This window comes from Streptomyces sp. NPDC002785, assembly GCF_040295565.1.
GTDB lineage: Bacteria > Actinomycetota > Actinomycetes > Streptomycetales > Streptomycetaceae > Streptomyces.
In genome coordinates this window covers 1-14,418 of sequence record NZ_JBEOVN010000063.1, presented here as the reverse complement: position 1 = coordinate 14,418, position 14,418 = coordinate 1, and the positions used below count along the sequence as shown (strand labels likewise).

Annotated in this window: 16 protein-coding genes; 6 read left to right on the top strand and 10 right to left on the bottom strand. The window is 70.3% G+C overall.

Translation table 11 applies throughout. The features are described from left to right. The first annotated feature begins 35 nt into the window (after positions 1–35). Entirely contained in the window at positions 36–1,169 is a 1,134-nt protein-coding gene (locus ABTZ94_RS17275; RefSeq protein ID WP_351201899.1) for an Mrp/NBP35 family ATP-binding protein, read from the top strand. Between the two features lie 180 nt (positions 1,170–1,349). Here ABTZ94_RS17275 and ABTZ94_RS17270 read toward each other — a convergent pair whose 3' ends face one another. The 5 genes from ABTZ94_RS17270 to sigE all read right to left on the bottom strand — a co-directional run bounded on the left by ABTZ94_RS17270 (position 1,350) and on the right by sigE (position 6,261). Continuing rightward, positions 1,350–2,009, bottom strand: coding sequence for a hypothetical protein (locus tag ABTZ94_RS17270; RefSeq protein ID WP_351201898.1), 660 nt, complete (start codon positions 2,007–2,009; stop codon positions 1,350–1,352). A gap of 118 nt (positions 2,010–2,127) precedes the next feature. Then, on the bottom strand, positions 2,128–2,613 hold the full coding sequence (locus ABTZ94_RS17265; RefSeq protein ID WP_351201897.1) for a sec-independent translocase: 486 nt from the start codon (positions 2,611–2,613) through the stop codon (positions 2,128–2,130). 99 nt (positions 2,614–2,712) lie between these two features. Beyond that, positions 2,713–4,377, bottom strand: coding sequence for a S1C family serine protease (locus tag ABTZ94_RS17260; RefSeq protein WP_351201896.1), 1,665 nt, complete (start codon positions 4,375–4,377; stop codon positions 2,713–2,715). Between the two features lie 112 nt (positions 4,378–4,489). Then, a complete protein-coding gene (locus tag ABTZ94_RS17255; RefSeq protein WP_351201895.1) occupies positions 4,490–5,503 on the bottom strand; it encodes a zf-HC2 domain-containing protein in 1,014 nt (337 codons plus the stop codon). Next, entirely contained in the window at positions 5,500–6,261 is a 762-nt protein-coding gene (gene sigE / locus ABTZ94_RS17250; RefSeq protein ID WP_351201894.1) for an RNA polymerase sigma factor SigE, read from the bottom strand. The genes ABTZ94_RS17255 and sigE overlap by 4 nt, the downstream gene beginning before the upstream one ends. Positions 6,262–6,443: 182 nt before the next feature. On the opposite strand from sigE, the gene ABTZ94_RS17245 reads away from it, so the two are divergent. Then, positions 6,444–7,109, top strand: coding sequence for an O-methyltransferase (locus ABTZ94_RS17245; RefSeq protein WP_351201893.1), 666 nt, complete (start codon positions 6,444–6,446; stop codon positions 7,107–7,109). Positions 7,110–7,322: 213 nt separating this feature from the next. On the opposite strand, the gene ABTZ94_RS17240 is transcribed toward ABTZ94_RS17245, so the two are convergent. Further along, a complete protein-coding gene (locus ABTZ94_RS17240) occupies positions 7,323–7,490 on the bottom strand; it encodes a DUF3117 domain-containing protein (RefSeq protein WP_003966491.1) in 168 nt (55 codons plus the stop codon). A gap of 313 nt (positions 7,491–7,803) precedes the next feature. On the opposite strand from ABTZ94_RS17240, the gene chcB reads away from it, so the two are divergent. Beyond that, on the top strand, positions 7,804–8,616 hold the full coding sequence (chcB, locus tag ABTZ94_RS17235) for a 2-cyclohexenylcarbonyl CoA isomerase (RefSeq protein WP_351201892.1): 813 nt from the start codon (positions 7,804–7,806) through the stop codon (positions 8,614–8,616). 13 nt (positions 8,617–8,629) lie between these two features. Here the strand turns inward: chcB and ABTZ94_RS17230 are convergent, their stop codons facing one another. Next, complete coding sequence (locus ABTZ94_RS17230) at positions 8,630–9,217, bottom strand: DNA-3-methyladenine glycosylase I (RefSeq protein WP_351201891.1); 588 nt, start codon at positions 9,215–9,217, stop codon at positions 8,630–8,632. After that, on the bottom strand, positions 9,214–9,663 hold the full coding sequence (locus tag ABTZ94_RS17225) for a hypothetical protein (RefSeq protein ID WP_351201890.1): 450 nt from the start codon (positions 9,661–9,663) through the stop codon (positions 9,214–9,216). Before ABTZ94_RS17225 ends, ABTZ94_RS17230 begins: the two co-directional genes overlap by 4 nt. Positions 9,664–9,773: 110 nt before the next feature. Here ABTZ94_RS17225 and folP point away from each other — a divergent pair, with 110 nt between their 5' ends. Next, entirely contained in the window at positions 9,774–10,646 is an 873-nt protein-coding gene (gene folP, locus ABTZ94_RS17220) for a dihydropteroate synthase (protein WP_351201889.1), read from the top strand. 135 nt (positions 10,647–10,781) lie between these two features. Here folP and ABTZ94_RS17215 read toward each other — a convergent pair whose 3' ends face one another. After that, a complete protein-coding gene (locus ABTZ94_RS17215) occupies positions 10,782–11,531 on the bottom strand; it encodes an LOG family protein (protein ID WP_351201888.1) in 750 nt (249 codons plus the stop codon). Between the two features lie 87 nt (positions 11,532–11,618). Beyond that, complete coding sequence (gene dapE, locus ABTZ94_RS17210; protein ID WP_351201887.1) at positions 11,619–12,698, bottom strand: succinyl-diaminopimelate desuccinylase; 1,080 nt, start codon at positions 12,696–12,698, stop codon at positions 11,619–11,621. A gap of 62 nt (positions 12,699–12,760) precedes the next feature. On the opposite strand from dapE, the gene ABTZ94_RS17205 reads away from it, so the two are divergent. Then, entirely contained in the window at positions 12,761–13,708 is a 948-nt protein-coding gene (locus ABTZ94_RS17205) for a hypothetical protein (RefSeq protein ID WP_351201886.1), read from the top strand. Between the two features lie 287 nt (positions 13,709–13,995). After that, on the top strand, positions 13,996–14,418 hold a 423-nt coding region (locus ABTZ94_RS17200; protein WP_351201885.1), incomplete at its 3' end, for an acyl-CoA dehydrogenase family protein.

Genomic DNA, 14,418 nt, shown 5'->3' with positions numbered 1-14,418 from the left:
TCGCGCGTAGCGGTGGGCGCCGTAACATCGTCCATATGGCTACGGAAGACGCGGTGCTTGAGGCACTGGCGACAGTGAACGACCCGGAGATCCACCGTCCGATCACCGAACTCGGCATGGTGAAGTCGGTCGAGATCGATGCTGACGGTGCAGTCGCTGTCACGGTCTATCTCACGGTCTCAGGCTGTCCGATGCGCGAGACGATCACCAAGAACGTGACCGATGCGGTCACCCGCGTCGAGGGCGTCTCGCGGGTCGACGTCACGCTCGATGTGATGAGCGACGAACAGCGCAAGGAACTCGCGTCCTCGCTGCGCGGCGGCACGGCGGAGCGCGAGGTGCCGTTCGCCAGGCCCGGCTCGCTGACCCGGGTCTACGCGGTGGCATCCGGCAAGGGCGGCGTCGGCAAGTCGTCGGTCACGGTGAACCTGGCAGCGGCGATGGCGGCCGACGGCCTCAAGGTCGGTGTCGTGGACGCGGACATCTACGGGCACAGCGTGCCGCGGATGCTCGGCGCCGACGGCAAGCCGACCCAGGTCGAGAACATGATCATGCCGCCGTCGGCGCACGGCGTGAAGGTCATCTCCATCGGCATGTTCACACCGGGCAACGCCCCTGTGGTGTGGCGCGGACCGATGCTGCACCGAGCACTCCAGCAGTTCCTCGCCGATGTGTACTGGGGCGACCTGGACGTCCTGCTGCTCGACCTGCCGCCGGGCACCGGTGACATCGCGATCTCGGTGGCACAGCTCGTGCCGAACGCCGAGATCCTGGTCGTCACGACCCCGCAGCAGGCGGCGGCCGAGGTGGCCGAGCGGGCCGGTTCGATCGCCGTGCAGACCCACCAGAAGATCGTCGGTGTCGTCGAGAACATGTCGGGTCTGCCGTGCCCGCACTGCGACGAGATGGTCGATGTGTTCGGTACCGGCGGTGGCCGGAAGGTCGCCGAGGGCCTGACGAAGACGGTCGGCGCGGAGGTGCCGGTGCTCGGCTCCATCCCGATCGACGTACGGCTGCGCGAGGGCGGCGACGAGGGCAAGCCGGTCGTCCTGTCCGACCCCGACTCCGCGGCCGGCAAGGCACTTCGCACCATCGCGGACAAGCTGGGAGGCCGTCAGCGCGGCCTGTCGGGCATGTCGCTCGGAATCACCCCGCGCAACAAGTTCTGAGCGGGGACGAAGGCATCGCCGGACGGCCTGATGTTCAGGCCCGTCCGACGAAACCGAGCCCGGCCGGCAATGGGGGACATCTCTGAGCCCGGCCGGCGATCGAGGCCACCTTCCGAGCCCGTCCGGCAACTGACGACAAAGCGGCAACCGGCCACGACCGGTCACCGCCAACCGCCCTTGCTACGCGTACGTCGCGATGTCGCCGACCACCGAGAACCCCAGCCCGTACGCGCTCATCCCACGCCCGTACGCCCCGATGTGCACCCCGCTCTGCGCCGAACCCGCCAGCATCCAGCCGAACTCGGACTCGCGGTAGTGGAACGGCACCGGGACACCGTCCACCGGCAGCGACAGCGCCGACCACGCGGGACCGTCCAGATCGTCGGCGAGTTCGAACGCCGTCTCCGTCTGCTGGTCCAGCCAGTCGTCACGCAGTGTGTGATCCATCTGTGGGGGCCACGTACAGGCGAGCAGACCGGACCCGGCCAGCCAGGCCGCGGAGGAGACCGTGGTCGCGTCCAGAACCCCCGTGCCGTCACCACTGCGCCGCACCGGGCTGCTGGCCACCGTCACGACGACGGTGAATCGTTGCTTCTGGGCAGCCGCGTCGGCCCGTACCGACGGCTCGTCACCGTGCCCGATGGAACCGTGCTGCACCGTACCGTCCGCCGCGGTGCCCACCTGCATCAGCCAACGCGGACCGGTGAACGCCTCGTCCAGTCCGTACCAGGGAAACGGAGCTGCCAGATAACCGTCGACACTACGCCGGGCCGCCGATACCCCCTGTGCGGTGACTGAACTCGGCGCACCTTCCGCGCCCACCCGACTCGTCGTCTCCATCTGCCCGGCCGCCTCCTCGATCCCTTGCGTCCGGAGCGGCCCGCCCCCCACGGGCGTCCTCACAACCGAACAGATGGAGAATAGCCATACCGTCCGGACGAGCCGGGATTGACTGCTTTCAGGTGGCGTCTGCGTCGAACGGCGGGTGGTCGCCCTTCGCGGGCTGTTCACGCTTCTTGAGCAGGTCCGGAGTACCGGCGGAGCCGTTGGCCGCGGTGATGGCCGAACCGCCCGACACGCCGCTCCGGGAGTCCGCGGACTCCACGGCCGCGCTCTCCCGGCCGTTCACCGCGTCGGTGACCTCGGCCAGATCCTTGCGCAGATCGAAGCTCTCGCGGATCTCCTTCAGCCCCAGATCGTCATCGCCGTCCATGAGCTGCTTGCGGACGAACGTCTTGGGGTTGAGGTCCTCGAACTCGAAGTCCTTGAACTCCGGGCCGAGCTCCGTACGGATGTCCTCCTTGGCACTCTCCGAGAACTCACGGATCTTACGGATGAAGCGCGAGGCGTCCTGGATGACCTTGGGCAGCTTGTCCGGGCCGAAGATCAGCACACCCAGGATCGCGAGCGTCACCAGCTCGAGTGCGCCTATGTCATTGAACACCCTGTTGCTCCTCGTGTTCTCCGAGACCGTGTCGGTCGAGGTCCGGACCCGGCCCACGGTACCCGCCGAAACTGTCCGCGCGGTAGCGTCCCGTGGCCGTCACGTGCCGGTTGCCGACCCGAGAGTCAAAGAGATGGACAGGTCTTTACCACCGCGGGTCAGGCCGAGGTCCAGTCGGTCGCCGGGCCGGTGGGCGCGGATCTTCACGATCAGCTCCTCGCCGCTGTGCACCCGCCTGCCGTCCACCTCCGTGATGACGTCCCCCGGCTCGATCCCGGCCTTGGCCCCCGGCCCGTCGGGTGTCACCGCGGGCTTGCCGGCCGCACCCTTCGTGCCGACCTTGGCTCCGTCCCCCGTGTACTTCATGTCCAGAGTGACGCCGATCACCGGGTGGGTGGCCTTTCCGGTGTTGATCAGCTCCTCGGCAACCCGCTTGCCCTGATTGATCGGAATGGCGAAGCCGAGGCCGATGGAACCGGCCTGGCCGCCCTCGGTCGTCGAACCGCTGTCGGCGGCGCGGATGGCGCTGTTGATGCCTATGACATGGGCATCGGTGTCGACGAGCGGACCGCCGGAGTTGCCCGGGTTGATCGGTGCATCGGTCTGCAGCGCGTCGACGTAGCTGATGTCGCTGCCGTCGCCCTTCTCGCCGCCCGCGGTGATCGGCCGGTCCTTCGCGCTGATGATGCCGGAGGTCACGGTGTTGGACAGGTCGAAGGGGGCGCCGATGGCCACCACGGGGTCACCGACCTGCACATTGTCGGAGTTGCCCAGGGGCAGCGGCTTGAGGCCGGAGACGCCGGTGACCTTGACCACGGCCAGGTCGTAGCCGCTGTCCTTGCCGACGACCTCGGCGCGCGCGGTCTCGCCGCCGCTGAACGTCACAGTGATCTCGCCGGAGGACCCGGCCGGGGCGACGACATGGTTGTTGGTGAGGATGTGGCCGGAGTTGTCGAGTACGAATCCAGTACCGGTGCCGGATTCAGCGGTGCCGCTGACATGGAGAGTGACCACGCTGGGCAGGGCGCTGGCGGCGATGCCCGCGACGCTGTCGGGGGCGCGGCCGCCACTGCTTCGGCCGGTCTGCGGAAGCTCGACCTGGGTGAGGCCGCCGTTGCGCTCGATGTAGCCGCCGATGCCGCCGCCGATGCCGCCCGCCACCAGTGCGAGCAGCACCGCACCGACGAGGAGGGAGCCGCGGCGGTTCTTCCTGCGGCCGCCGTCGGCTCCGAGCGGCGGGCCCGGGTTGGTCAGCGGCTGCCGGGGCGCACCCCAGGGGTCGTACTGGAGCCACTGCGTCGGCTGGGGCTGCTGAGGCGCGTGAGTCGGGGGCGTGAAGCCGGGGGCGGGCGAGGTGGGGATTCCGGCGCCGTTCGTCCCCGCGTACTGCGGGGGTACGGGGGTGCCGTGCGCCGGGGTCGGGACCGGTCGCTGTACGGGTGGTGCGGGCGCCCAGGGGCCGGGTCCGCCGTACGGCGGGGTGCTGTACTCATCGGGCTCGTGCAGGGGCGCCACGGGCTGTGTGGCCGGTACGGACGCCACGGGCTCGGGTGCGGGCGGGGATGACACCGGCTCGGGTACCGGGGACGGGGGCGGCGCGTCGGCGGCGTGTGCTTCCGTCACTCCGGTCGCGCCCGTCGTGTCGGCCGTGGGCACCGCGTCCTCGACGGTGGACGGCCCGTCCGGCGCTGTGCGGGTGGTGCCTCCCGGTGTGGGCCGGCTCCACCACTTCGCCTTCGGCCCGGTGGACTTCCCGTCTTCCATGCTCTCCCCGCAACTGCCGCAACTGGCCTCTGCACGCCCCGGCAGGGGCGTGCCTCCCGGAATTCCTCCCGGAATTCAACCAGGTTTGCGAATGTCTGCGCAGACCCCGCGGTCAGCGCCGGGAGGAAACCGGCAACCCGCGATCGACGGGGGTGGGCAGGGTCGAGACCGATGGGGGCGTCCAGGCCGGCGGCGCAGAGGGCTCCGGGGCCTGTGGGGCAAGTCGTCCGAGCACCCGGGCGAAGAGCGGGGTGGTGTCGGTCGGGCGTATCAGCGGTGGCGCGGACACATTGGTCAGAACCTGAACAGCGAAGGTGTTCCCCGTGAGACTTCCCGTGGAGAGCAGCGCGGGAGCGGTGGAAGGCGCCGCCGGTGTGGCCTCCGGCACGGGGCGTGGTGGGGCAGCGGCCGCGGTCGAGCGGCCGCCCGCCTCCGTCGCGGCAAGGGCGCCCTGGCTGCCACCGCCGCGGCGGCTCACCGAGCTGCCACTCTCGCTGCGGGATGCGGCGTCGAGCGGGTTCGCCGTGTTTCCGGCGTCTGCGGCCCGGGCCGGGGAGCTGGGACCCGCGCCCGTCGGCAGGGCACCGCCCAGGGCGATGGCGGCCAGCGATACGGCGCTGGCCGCTGCGAAGGCGAACCTCCGGCCGCGCCACGGCGACCGGTCTCCCTCCCGGCCGACCTCATGGATCCGGAAGCCCGAACGGGAGGAGCCACCCGGCAGTACGGCAGTCGAGCCGTGCGGGGCCGGCAGGAAGCCGAAACTCCCCAGCGGTGAATTCTCCGGCGAATCCGCGCGGCTGCCGGGCGGCTGGATCACGGGGAAGAGCTCGTCGGCGAAGCTCCCGGAGCCGCCGAATGGTTTCCCCCGGTTGTCGTCGCCACCCCCCGGTCCCCCGGGAAGGCCCTGCAGCCGGGCGAGGAACCCCTCGGACGGCGAAGGTGGGGCCGACTGTGCGAAGACACTCTTCAGGCGCCGCTGAGCGGCAGCCTCGGCCTTGCACTTGGCGCAGGTCGCAAGGTGGGCGAGCACCCGCTCGCGGGCGTCGTGTTTCAGCTCACCGTCGACAAGCGCGGCAAGCCGGTCCCCCAGGTGTTGTTCCGCAGGGGTCGGAACTGTGCCGCTCACGCCGTTCCGCCCTCCCCTGCCAGGATCGCGCCCGCCAGGGAGCGCTGCTCGGCACGGGCCTCGGGCGAACGGTGCTGCAGCGCCTTGCGCAGATGCGAGCGACCGCGGTGGATACGGCTGCGCACGGTGCCGAGCTTCACGCCCAGCGTCGCGGCGATCTCCTCGTACGAGAGGCCCTCGATGTCACAGAGCACGACGGCGGCACGGAATTCGGGCGCAAGGGTGTCCAGCGCCTGCTGCACATCCGCGTCGAAGTGGGTGTCGTTGAAGACCTGCTGCGGGGACGGCTCACGGCTCGGCAGCCGCTCGGCGGCGTCATCGCCGAGGGAGTCGAAGCGGATCCGCTGCTTACGACGGACCATGTCCAGGAACAGGTTGGTCGTGATGCGGTGCAGCCAGCCCTCGAAGGTGCCCGGCGTATAGGTCGACAGCGACCGGAAGACGCGCACGAAGACCTCCTGCGTGAGGTCCTCCGCATCGTGCTGGTTGCCCGTCAGCCGGTAGGCAAGGCGATAGACACGGGCACTGTGCGTGCTGACGATCTCTTCCCATGAGGGTGGCGTCCACGCCTGGGAGTCCGCATCTGAGGCGAAGGTCGCGGTCGCTGCGGAGTGGTTGGAAGAACGGTCAGCAATGTTGGTCACGGATTTCGGCTCACCCGCCGACCTGAGAAAGCGCCACAGCACTCCTCCCCGATCCACAGGCGCAGCCGCACCTCCCCTATCGGCTCTGGTGGTGTCCAGTGGAGCCCCTACCATAGCGACCTCGCCCGTTAGCTCCGGATAAGCCTTTTTCCTGCTGGGGCCGGGGATCACCCCGGAACCGCCGGCCCATGACCCCACGGACCCGATCTGCGGGCCGATTCCACCGGCTTTCCCCTGCCTCTGTCTAACGCCCGGTCCCATCTGCGGGTTCCCGGGTGCAGCGGATACAGTCACCGTTGCGCCAACTAAGGGGACAGGAGAGGGTCATTACCGCCAACCGGCAGACGAGCTGGGCGTTCGCCGACGCCTTTGTCGCCGAGGACGAAGCATTGCGCTGGGCCCGGGACCGGGCTCGGGAGGCAGGGCTCCGCTCGGTGTCGCCAGGTACCGGCGCCGCGCTGCGCTTGCTCGCTGCCACGACGGACGCCAAAGCGGTGGCCGAGATCGGCACCGGGACCGGCGTGTCCGGACTCTATCTGCTGCATGGCATGCGGCCCGACGGGGTGCTGACCACGGTCGACCCGGAGCCGGAGCGCCAGCAGTTCGCCCGTGAGGTGTTCCGGGCCGCGGGGTTCGCCGCCAATCGGGCCCGCTTCATTCCCGGCCGCGCCCTGGACGTACTGCCGCGGCTCGCGGACGGCGGATACGACCTGATGTTCTGCGACGGCGACCGGCTGGAGAGCCTGGACTGCCTCGCTGAATCGTTGCGCCTGCTGCGACCTGGTGGCCTGGTCTGCTTCGAGGGCGTCTTCGCGGACGGCCGTACGGTCGACTCGGCGGCACAGCCCGCGGAGGTGCTGCGGCTGCGAGAGCTGCTGCGTGCGGTGCGGGAGAGCCAGGAGCTGATGGCGACGTTGCTGCCGGTGGGCGACGGGCTGCTGTGCGCGGTGCGGCGGGGCTGAGGGGCCGGCGGGGCAGGGGTCCCTGCCCCCGTGCCCGGGACAGCCAGGTGTGTCCTCAACGGCCGGGCGGGCTCGGTTTTGCCGCGGCAGTGTCTGAAGCACCGGACGGGCCAGGTGCCGCCACGGTGTCAAGCGCCTTCTGCTGAGTTCGAACGCATCACTGCCCCGGCACGGACACCGTGGCGGGGCAGTGTGAAGTGTGGGCGCCTCTGCTCAGCCGACGACCTTCTTGAGGGCATCGCCGAGTGCATCGGCCTCGTCCGGAGTCAGCTCCACGACAAGCCGACCGCCGCCTTCGAGCGGAACGCGCATGACGATGCCCCGCCCCTCCTTTGTCACCTCGAGCGGGCCGTCGCCCGTCCGCGGCTTCATGGCCGCCATGCTCGTTCCCCTTCCTGAAACCAGCTCATCGCAACCGGCGGCCCCATGACAGGCGCTGTGTCACCGGCATCGAACACATTGCTTCCCGGCCATTATCCCGCATCACAGACCCCAATGACCAACATCGGTCGGCATCTCTTGCGCAACGCGCTCTCTCAAAACCACCCAATTCGGCGGTCCAGCTGCGATACTCCGTCCCCTTCACCCCTCCATCGGAGGGCAATTGTTAGACGCAGGTCACATGTTCGCTCCCGTCCAAGTCGGCCATGCTTGCCTGGACAGGCATTGCCCAAGGTGCAGAGGGGACAGCGAAATGGCCGAGCAGATGGCGGACAGCGTGCTCTACGAAGTGAGCGACGGACTCGCGGTGATCACGATCAACCGTCCCGACGCGATGAACGCCATGAACACCGCGGCCAAGGTGGCACTCCGTGACGCACTTGAGTCCGCGGCGGCCGACACCGCCGTACGGGCCGTTCTGCTCACCGCGACCGGGCGCGCCTTCTGCGTCGGCCAGGATCTGAAGGAGCACGTCGGCAAGCTCGACGAGGCCCGTGAGTCCGGCAGCGGCAACGCGCTGAGCACCGTGCAGGAGCACTACAACCCGATCGTGCGGGCCATCACCGAGATGCCCAAGCCGGTCGTCGCCGGGGTGAACGGTGTCGCCGCCGGTGCCGGTTTCGGGTTCGCGCTCGCCTGCGACTACCGGGTGGTCGCCGACAGCGCCTCGTTCAACACCTCCTTCGCCGGGGTCGCCCTGACCGCCGACTCGGGCATCTCCTGGACACTGCCCCGCCTGATCGGTCAGAGCCGCGCCGCCGACCTGCTGCTCTTCCCACGCTCGATCTCCGCGCAGGACGCCCATGAGCTGGGCATCGCGAACAAGCTGGTGCCCGCCGCCGACCTGGCCGCGGAGGCCGCCGCCGTGGCCCGCACCCTGGCGTCCGGCCCCACGGTGGCGTACGCCGCGCTCAAGGAGTCCCTGGCCCACGGCGCCGGTCACACGCTGAGCGAGACGCTGAAGAAGGAGGACGAACTCCAGACGAAGGCGGGCGCGTCCCAGGACCACACGATCGCGGTGCAGGCGTTCCTGAACAAGGAGAAGCCGAAGTACCTCGGCCGGTAGCCGTCGGCCGGGTCTACGCCCCGGTGCCGCGCGCCACGCAGTCGGCCAGGTGGTCGTCGACCAGGCCGCAGGCCTGCATCAGGGCGTAGGCCGTCGTGGGTCCGACAAAGCGCAGGCCACGCTTCTTGAGGTCCTTGGCCAGCGCCGTGGATTCAGGGGTGATCGCGGGAACGTCGCCGACGGTGCGCGGGGCCGGGCGGCCGGCCGGATCGGGGGCGTAGGACCAGATCAGTTCGTCCAGCTCGTCGGCGCGCCAGCCGGCCAGCACCTTGGCGTTGGCGAGGGTGGCCTCGATCTTCGCCCGGTTGCGGATGATGCCTGCGTCGGCGAGGAGGCGCTCCTCGTCGGCGCCGGTGAAATCCGCCACCGCGGGGATCTTGAATCCGGCGAAGGCGGAGCGGAAGCCCTCCCGGCGGCGCAGGATCGTCAGCCAGGAAAGGCCCGACTGGAACGCCTCCAGGCAGAGCCGTTCGAAGAGGGCGTCGTCGCCGTGGACGGGGCGGCCCCATTCGGTGTCGTGGTACGTGAGGTAGTCCTCGGTGGAGAGCCCCCACGGGCAGCGCAGACCGCCGTCCGGGGCCACTCCTGCTCCGCCGCTCATCGCTGGGGCTCCTCTCCGGGGCGCTCTGTCTGACGCGGGTCCTGCCGCGGCGCCTCCCACGGCGCCCTCGGACGGTCCTCGGGCCGCTCGCCCGTCAGCTGTGGCCGGTCCTGCGGCCGCTTGAGAAGGTCGGGGCCGCCGGCCCCGGTCGCCTGCGCGCCGGCCAGCGCCGACTGCAGTTCCGCGATCCGCGCGTCCCGCTCGGCGAGCTCGGCGCCGAGCCGGCCGAGCGCCTCGTCGACATCCGTCATGCGGTAGCCGCGTACGGCCACCGGCAGCCGCAGCGCCTCGACATCCGCGCGGCCGACCGGGCGCGTCGCGGGAAGCGGGTCGGTCAGTCGCTCCGGCGCCACGTCCTGCAGGATGGCGTTCTTCCCCCCGCCGACCACCGCGAGGGTGACCGCGGCCACGACCACCACCATCGCCAGCAGCAAGAACCAGAACACGCGCATCTCCCCGGGAGCGGAAACCTGTCCGGGTCCGATCGTGCCATGCGGCGGTGACAGTTAGGGTCGCAGGCGACCCACGGGGCGATCTACCAGAGGAGAAACACGGGATGCGAAGCGATGCGCTCAGGCTGGGGCGGCGTGAATTCGGTGCGCACGAACCGGTGATCATGGCGATCGTGAACCGCACCCCGGACTCCTTCTACGACCAGGGCGCGACGTTCCAGGACGAGCCGGCACTGGCCCGGGTCGAGCAGGCGATCGCGGACGGCGCGGCGATCGTCGACATCGGGGGTGTGAAGGCGGGACCCGGCGAAGAGGTGACCGCCGCGGAGGAGGCCCGTCGCACGGTGGGGTTCGTCGCGGAGGTCCGGCGCCGCCACCCGGATGTGGTGATCAGCGTCGACACCTGGCGTCACGATGTCGGCGAGGCGGTCTGCGAGGCCGGTGCGGATCTGCTGAACGACGCCTGGGGCGGCGTCGACCCGAAGCTCGCGGAGGTCGCCGCGCGGTACGGCGCCGGTCTGGTGTGTACGCACGCGGGCGGCGCCGAGCCGCGGACCCGGCCGCACCGGATCGCGTACGACGACGTGATGGCGGACATCCTGCGGGTGACGGTGGGGCTGGCCGAGCGGGCCGTGGAGCTCGGGGTCAGGCCGGACGGGATCATGATCGACCCCGGTCATGACTTCGGGAAGAACACCCGGCACTCACTGGAGGCGACGCGCCGGCTCGGCGAGATGGCCGAGACCGGCTGGCCGGTCCTCGTATCGCTGTCCAACAAGGACTTCGTCGGAGAGACGCTCGACCGGCCGGTGAAGGAACGGGTGATCGGGACGCTGGCGACGACGGCCGTGTCCGCGTGGCTGGGGGCGCAGGTGTACCGGGTGCACGAGGTGGCGGAGACGCGGCAGGTGCTGGACATGGTGGCGTCCATCGCGGGACACCGGGAGCCAGCCGTCGCGCGGCGCGGGCTGGCGTGAACGGACCGGGGTTCCGCCCCGGACCCCGCTCCTCAATCGCCGGAGAGGCTTGGACCGACCGGCACATGGGGGGCCGCGACGCCGCCTCCCATGTGCGGGCCGGTCACTCTTGAGGATCCGGGCGGAGCCCCGGTGCTACCGGCCGACCTCCTTCGTCACGAGGTCGACCGCCTCGTCCACGTCGTCCGTGACGTGGAACAGCAGCAGGTCGTGCTCGGACGCCTTGCCCTGCGCCACCACCGTGTCCCGCAGCCAGTCCACGAGCCCGCTCCAGTACGCGGTGCCGAACAGCACGATCGGGAAGCGGGTGACCTTGCCCGTCTGGACGAGGGTGAGGGCCTCGAAGAGTTCGTCCAGCGTGCCGAGGCCGCCAGGCAGAACAACAAATCCCTGGGCATACTTCACGAACATCGTTTTTCGGACAAAAAAGTATCGGAAATTCACGCCGATGTCGACGTGCGGGTTGAGGCCGGACTCGAAGGGCAGCTCGATACCGAGGCCGACCGAGACACCCTTCGCCTCCCGCGCCCCCTTGTTCGCCGCCTCCATGGCTCCGGGTCCGCCTCCGGTGATCACCGCGAAGCCGGCCTCGACCAGGGCCTTGCCGATCCTCACGCCCGCCTCGTAGTCCGGGCCGCCGGCCTGGGTGCGGGCCGAGCCGAAGACGCTGATGGCGCTCGGCAGCTCGGCGAGGGCGCCGAATCCTTCGACGAACTCCGACTGGATGCGCATCACCCGCCATGGGTCGGTGTGCACCCACTCGGAGTCCCCCTCGGTGTCCAGCAGCCGCTGATCGGTGGTTCCGGGCTGCACCTGGTCCCTGCGGCGCAGCACCGGGCCCTGCCGCTGCTCCTCGGAGACGTGCGCTCCCTCGAAGTTGCCCATGACCTGCTCCCTCCGACGACGATCGATGACCATCCGTGTCAGGTCAGGGTAGATCGATGGAGGTTACGGACAGGGGAATACCGTGGGTCAGCTGGTAAGCCATGAGCGGAGCCGCTCCTCGCAGTGGGTGATCCGGTCGACCGCCACGTGCTCGTCGCGCTTGTGCGCGAGGAGCGGGTCGCCGGGGCCATAGTTCACCGCAGGAACGCCCAGCGCGCCGAAGCGGGAGACGTCGGTCCAGCCGAACTTCGGCTGCGCGGTGCCGCCGACCGCCGCCATGAACGCCTTGGCCGCCGGGTGGGAGAGGCCGGGCATCGCCGCGCCGGAGTGGTCGTCGACGGTGAACTCGACGACGCCGCAGTCAGCGAAGACCTCGTGGACGTGGGCGAGGGCGTCCTCGGGGCTGCGGTCGGGGGCGTACCGGTAGTTGACGACGACGGTGCAGGCGTCCGGGATGACGTTGTTGGCGACGCCGCCCTCGATCCGTACCGCGTTCAGGCCCTCGCGGTACTCGAGCCCGTCGATGACCGGCCGGCGCGGTTCGTACGCGGCGAGGCGTGTGAGGATCGAGGCTGCGGCGTGGATGGCGTTGGACCCCATCCAGCTGCGTGCGGAGTGGGACCTCTCCCCCTCCGTACGGAGAAAGACCCGCAGGGTGCCCTGGCAGCCGCCCTCGACCTGGGCGTCGGACGGTTCGAGGAGGACGGCGAAGTCGCCCTCCAGCCAGTCGGGGTGGGCGTCTGCGACATGGCCGAGCCCGTTGAGGTGCGCGGCGACCTCTTCGTTGTCGTAGAAGACGAAGGTGAGGTCGCGGTTGGGCTCGGGCACGGTCGCGGCGATCCTCAGCTGGACGGCGACGCCCGACTTCATGTCGGAGGCGCCGCAGCCCCACAGCACGCCGTCGTCGTCGAGCCGGGACGGCACGTTGTCGGCGATCGGCACGGTGTCGATGTGTCCGGCGAGCACGACCCGCTCGGCACGGCCCAGGTTCGTCCGGGCCACGACGTTGTTGCCATGCCGGTCGACGGTCAGATGCGGGAGGGTGCGCAGCGCCGACTCGATCGCATCGGCGAGCTCCTCCTCCTGGCCGCTGACCGACGGGAAGTCGACGAGCCGGGCGGTGAGCGCCGGGCCGTCCAGGGTGAGGTCAAGGGTGCTTTCGGACATGGAACCGACCCTAAAGGACTGGGCCACTCAGCCCCGGACGGGCACTCCAGTACGGTGGCTCCGTGCCCCGGACCGTCTCCCCCACACGCCGACACACCGGCCGCAGCCGCCGCTTCCGTATCGCGGCCGGCTTTGTCGTGCTCGCCTCGCTGGGCGGCTATCTGACCGTGCAGTACATAACCGGCAGCAAGGTCAGCGAAGCGTGCACCGTGGAGTCCGCCGACGGTTCGGCCGGCAAGGGCCGTACGTATCGGATGAGCCCGCAACAGGCTTCGAACGCCGCGACGATCTCCGCGGTCGGCATCTCGCGCGGAATGCCGGAGCGGGCGGTGACGATCGCGCTGGCGACCGCGCTGCAGGAGTCCGGGCTGCGCAATATCGACCACGGCGACCGGGACTCGCTGGGGCTGTTCCAGCAGCGTCCTTCGCAGGGCTGGGGCACCGAGAAGCAGATCCTGGACCCGGTCTACTCCGCGGGGGAGTTCTACCGGCATCTGGCCGAGGTCCCCGGCTATTCGCGGCTGCCGCTGACGGTCGCCGCGCAGCGGGTCCAGCGCAGTGGTTTCCCGCAGGCGTACGCGAAGCACGAGCCGGATGCGGCGTTGCTCGCGGCCGCGCTGACCGGCCGTACGCCTGCCGCGCTGAACTGCACGCCGCCGCGGGCGACGGCCGCGAGGGCCGATGCGGCGAAGGTGCGGGCGGAGCTGGTGCGCACCTTCGGCAAGGACGTGCTGCCCACGAAGAAGCCGTCGCCGCAGGACGGGGCGGGTGCGGCCGGTGCGCCGGCGACGAGCGCGGTCTCGGTGCCGGTGCGGGCGGCCCGCGCCGGCGGAGGTGTCGACTCGGCGCGGCGCGGCTGGGAGCTCGCGCACTGGGCGGTCGCGCAGTCCGAGGTGCTCCACCTGGACGAAGTCGCGTACGCGGGCCGGGTGTGGAAGGCCGGGTCGGGCTGGCGGACGGAGGGTACGGAATCGGGCACCACCGAGGTTCGTATGCGGCTCGCACGCTAGTACGGGTGGTCACCTGAAGGCGTTATCCGGCCACTCCTGAACGGCCCCTGGCGCGACATCTCCCGCCACCTCTCCTCCATTCCCCGATTTCCTTGCGGAGAAAGGGAAGTGACGGCTCATCGGACCATCCGGGAATGTGACGTCCGCCCGGGTTCCTCCGTTGTGGATTATGTGACGCATTGCCGACTCTTTGCCTCGGCTCACCGCAACCTCCCCCGCCCTTACGACGGTTGTCATTGCGTCCGATCAACGGCCAGACACATTCCACATCCCGTCGAAGGAGCATCATGTCCCTCCCCCTGACCCGCCGGATCGCCCGTGCCGCGCTACTGATCGCCGCGGGTGCCGCCCCCGTGGTCGGTGCGGCCGGTGCCGCAGGTGCCGCGGAGCTCCCGCGGACCCCGGAGCTCGGCGGTCTGACCACCGTCGACGGCGCCGGCCTCGGCAAGACGGTCGACGGCGCGTCCCAGCAGGGCACCAAGGCGACGGGCGAGACCGGCGGCAAGATCGTCGGGACGACCCTCCCGGCCGCGGGCAAGACCGTCGACAAGGCCGGCACCCAGACCGCCCCCGCCGTGCAGAAGGCCACCGGCGGCGTCGCGGGCAAGGCGGGCAAGACCGAAGCCGCGGGGCTCGGCTACCTCGGCGTGAACCTCCCCGAGGAGTACGGCGGCGGAGGCGGCGGAATGGCCGAACTCTCCATCGTGCTG

Excerpts from the sequence above, each read along its gene's own strand:
- ABTZ94_RS17230 (WP_351201891.1), bottom strand. The coding sequence starts at position 9,217 with ATGAGCGGCGGAGCAGGAGTGGCCCCGGACGGCGGTCTGCGCTGCCCG.
- ABTZ94_RS17270 (WP_351201898.1), bottom strand. The coding sequence starts at position 2,009 with ATGGAGACGACGAGTCGGGTGGGCGCGGAAGGTGCGCCGAGTTCAGTC.
- dapE (WP_351201887.1), bottom strand. The coding sequence starts at position 12,698 with ATGTCCGAAAGCACCCTTGACCTCACCCTGGACGGCCCGGCGCTCACC.
- ABTZ94_RS17215 (WP_351201888.1), bottom strand. The coding sequence starts at position 11,531 with ATGGGCAACTTCGAGGGAGCGCACGTCTCCGAGGAGCAGCGGCAGGGC.
- sigE (WP_351201894.1), bottom strand. The coding sequence starts at position 6,261 with ATGGTAGGGGCTCCACTGGACACCACCAGAGCCGATAGGGGAGGTGCG.
- ABTZ94_RS17240 (WP_003966491.1), bottom strand. The coding sequence starts at position 7,490 with ATGGCGGCCATGAAGCCGCGGACGGGCGACGGCCCGCTCGAGGTGACA.
- ABTZ94_RS17260 (WP_351201896.1), bottom strand. The coding sequence starts at position 4,377 with ATGGAAGACGGGAAGTCCACCGGGCCGAAGGCGAAGTGGTGGAGCCGG.
- ABTZ94_RS17275 (WP_351201899.1), top strand. The coding sequence starts at position 36 with ATGGCTACGGAAGACGCGGTGCTTGAGGCACTGGCGACAGTGAACGAC.
- folP (WP_351201889.1), top strand. The coding sequence starts at position 9,774 with ATGCGAAGCGATGCGCTCAGGCTGGGGCGGCGTGAATTCGGTGCGCAC.
- chcB (WP_351201892.1), top strand. The coding sequence starts at position 7,804 with ATGGCCGAGCAGATGGCGGACAGCGTGCTCTACGAAGTGAGCGACGGA.